Origin of the sequence: Acetobacter musti (assembly GCF_011516835.1) — a bacterium.
Classification (GTDB): Bacteria; Pseudomonadota; Alphaproteobacteria; order Acetobacterales; family Acetobacteraceae; genus Acetobacter; species Acetobacter musti.
In genome coordinates, this window is record NZ_WOTB01000080.1 from 1 (window position 1) to 3,293 (window position 3,293).

The 3,293-nt window shown below is 55.1% G+C and carries 3 protein-coding genes; 2 read left to right on the forward strand and 1 reads right to left on the reverse strand.

Translation table 11 applies throughout. From position 1 onward, the window contains the following. Positions 1 to 107: 107 nt before the first annotated feature. Positions 108 to 374 carry a hypothetical protein gene (locus tag GOB93_RS20615; RefSeq protein WP_173585234.1) on the reverse strand — a complete coding sequence of 89 codons (267 nt, stop codon included), beginning with the start codon at positions 372 to 374 and terminating at the stop codon, positions 108 to 110. A gap of 1,514 nt (positions 375 to 1,888) precedes the next feature. Here GOB93_RS20615 and GOB93_RS22345 point away from each other — a divergent pair. Beyond that, positions 1,889 to 2,380 carry a transposase gene (locus GOB93_RS22345; protein WP_408742429.1) on the forward strand — a complete coding sequence of 164 codons (492 nt, stop codon included), beginning with the start codon at positions 1,889 to 1,891 and terminating at the stop codon, positions 2,378 to 2,380. A 471-nt stretch (positions 2,381 to 2,851) separates the two neighbouring features. Continuing rightward, positions 2,852 to 3,169, forward strand: coding sequence for a DUF3761 domain-containing protein (locus GOB93_RS22350; protein WP_408742430.1), 318 nt, complete (start codon positions 2,852 to 2,854; stop codon positions 3,167 to 3,169). Positions 3,170 to 3,293 lie beyond the last annotated feature (124 nt).

Below are 3,293 nucleotides of genomic sequence, written 5' to 3' on the forward strand. Positions count from 1 at the left end.
AGCGTGCGTGATGACATCCAAAGCCGGCCCCCCACCCGGCTGTCATCTTGAATCAGATCACGCGGCCCATGGGAATGCTCTACGATTCAAACCGCACAGAAAACGCTCTAGTTCCGGGTCATGCGTTCTACGCCCGCATAGGTACCGGTTCTTTTCACTTTTGACCGGCGCCGGTAACGCCTGAAACGTACCTCCTCAGAGGCACGAATCAGTTCGTAAACCTTAAACCACATCCAAGCCTCTTTAGGTCGCTTATACAGATGCGCACGTTCGATCTGGCGGGCAGCATAGCTTCGGGCTTCGCCTTCATGCTCCCGCATCACCCGACCAAAAACCAGATCAGGATCGATGCCGTCTTCCTTTTCATTTTCCATGGTGACCCCGTAATGTAGGGTGATATTCGTTTTAAACTAAGTTTGCTTGCGACAGATTAACGGAAGATTACTGCGGTATCTGCGCTCAAGTATTCTGACGTATCTGCCGGACACGCCAATACTTCGTTATGCGTGGGCTTTCGCCGGTGCTACGGACACGACAGTTGCGGTACTGGTAGTCTTCGTTGCGCATGCGGCCGGAACACAATAATCGCTTTGTGCGAGCCGCCACGTCTGCGATGAACATCATCTATGACCGACGGCATTGCCCGGCTGAGCGGTCTCTATGCCAATGACTGGAGGCGGTCCATCAACGCCGGTCTAAGGGGACAGCATTTTGCCACGATCGCAATTGCGACGAAAGCCTGTTCGGTGCCGTTACAGCGTCAAGAGCTAAACTATCAGTCTGTAGCTGCCATCGGGTAGCGACGCAACATCGGTCGGCAATGATAATGCCGGCGCCAGTTCCATGCGACATACGGTAGTCAACTCTCCGGCTTTCATCACGAAGCTTCTGAAGGACTTTCTGTCCACCAGAATTCGTGTTTTCATATGATAAAGTCAATGTCGTACACTTTGTGGTCGCAATGTCGCCCCTCTCGCGGACTGATGGTAGGGGCACCGTTCTGAGCCGCAGCGGTCGACTGGCGGGTTACTCGTCCTCCACAATCGTCGCCTGTTAACCGTCTATTAAGCTCCGCGATTCACTATCGAACTGTCCATTATGGAGGGCATGAAATTGAGAGAAGGTAGAACAGTTATCCGTAGAACAGTTATCCCCGGTACCGAACAAGACGTTGACGATCTGATTGAAATTCACGGCCTTTCGGCGAGAAATTATGCCGCCCGCCGGCTTGAAGCGGCACACCGCTTCGGAATGCCTGACAGTATTGATTACTGGTTGCAAATTTACCGGGCGGTGAGTGTCGGACGTAAAAGGATGCCAAGGCCGTATCCCCCCATTCGTCACCAGCATGAACCATCTGCCGCCAGTCGGGCTGGGGCGGCCGAGGCCATCAGTTAATGAGGAGTGGCCAGCGGTGCTGAACGTGTGGTTACAGCGTACTGTCTGATCAGCGCAGCTTCGGTCGCCCGTCGTCTTTCTTACGCCTGAACAGATCCGCGCAGGCCGGAAAAAGCTGTGTACCCCAATTCCATTCGGCCAGCGCGACCAGCGATTGAGGTTTACCCAAGGCAGGCAACCACGCCTTCGATAACACGCCACGTTCCGCCTGAAGGCAAAAGCCCTGGCAGCGCTCTCGGTGACCTCGCGCCAACACGCTGAAGCGAGATCTTCGACATCCGCACGGTCTTAGGCTCAGGATATGTTAATTTATTGAACGGGGCAGCACTCTGTGCTTCACAGGTATACCGCTGGACGTGCAGCTGAGTGACGTGTTTTTGCTGTCTGAACGCCAGATGGAGAGGATCATGCCGTTTTTTTCTTCTGGCGCAAGGGTTCCGCGCGTGAACGGCCGGCGGCCTCCCCGCAGGCTGGCCGTCCAGAGCGTCTTATGATCGACGCAACACACCTCACGGCACGCCGGACAGCGCCCCTCTGTTCAAGAAGGGGCTTTATCCCGCCATATCGGGTGGACAAAAAACGGTCTGAATTTAAAGCTTCATGCTTTATACGACGACGCAGGCTGGCCAGTCTGTTTTTATCTGACGGCGGGGAGCCCAGTGACCTCAGAGGCGCAGACGTGGTTCTGCCGGACCTGCCGAATGAGACAGAGGAAGTCATCGGTGACCGGGGATACGACAGCAACCGCACCAGACAATCTTTCAAAGGACGGAACGTCACCGCCTGCATCCCGCCAGAGAAGAACAGAAAATTAAAGCCACCTTACAACAGACATTTGTATAAAAAGCGCTGCCTCATCGGAAACATAGTCGCAAAACTAAAACACTTGCGGCGCATCGCAACACGATATGACCGCTGCACCCATACACTGATGTCCGCAATCTATATCGCCACAACATTCACCTCCTGCGTCAAAGAATAAGGCTAGAACTGAGGCTAGCCCAATTCTGGCTTGCTACCATTACCGATACGCGTCTGCCGCCCTCGATTAGCAGCAGCGACGTACAGGCTGTGATTACCATTTCTCACGATGCCTTTACCGTATTGGCACTCGTTCGATCAGGTTTTTCCATCATGGAACACGCTGCGCGGCCTGAGCGTCCCATAATGCAAAAGCCGTGCAGAGCACGGCAACAGTGCGGAAAATCCGCTATGCGAAGATATTCCGCGCGCGCCATATGTACTGCTGCAGTTTATAATGACGGACCCTGTCCGGACTTTCCTGCGGCGCGGATATACCGGTGACATTGGTTACACCCTGAAAGGCGTTATCGGACGGACGACTTTGTTCGGGCGGTCCGGCTGAAAGTTGAATGGCCGGAGGGGAAGGCCATGCTTTAATCTGCGCATGAGAGAGTGATCTGATGGGACTGAGTGGCGTGTGCCTGACGAGATGGGGCGGCTGACCGCAGGGGTCTTACTGTGCATCGGGTCGCTGATCGGGGAAGATACTGCCGGAGCGAGAGATACGCGCCACGCATCCCCGGTTCCGAAGGCGGCTCAGCAGTTCCGGCGACCTGGTGTCTCCCGGCTCTTTGAGCATCGTCATTACAATAATAAAGACGGCGAGGAAGTTCATTCTACCGCCCATCCGAAAGGCCGCCAGATGCCAGCCGGGATGAGGCAGACGGATTGCGAAGGCTCATATAGCTTCAGCCTTCACCGTCGGAGGACATGTTCTCATCATGTCGGAGCAGCAAAATGGCTGTGACAGGAAAAAACCTCCGCCGGCCTGCATATAAGTCCGTATGCTGCCGCCCACAGGCTCAGTTACGCGGGCCCGGCTGCTCGGTGACGATGCCCGGATACTGACTGCTGCGCGAGTGCAGATGCTG

Excerpts from the sequence above, each read along its gene's own strand:
- GOB93_RS20615 (WP_173585234.1), bottom strand. The coding sequence starts at position 374 with ATGGAAAATGAAAAGGAAGACGGCATCGATCCTGATCTGGTTTTTGGT.
- GOB93_RS22345 (WP_408742429.1), top strand. The coding sequence starts at position 1,889 with ATGATCGACGCAACACACCTCACGGCACGCCGGACAGCGCCCCTCTGT.
- GOB93_RS22350 (WP_408742430.1), top strand. The coding sequence starts at position 2,852 with ATGGGGCGGCTGACCGCAGGGGTCTTACTGTGCATCGGGTCGCTGATC.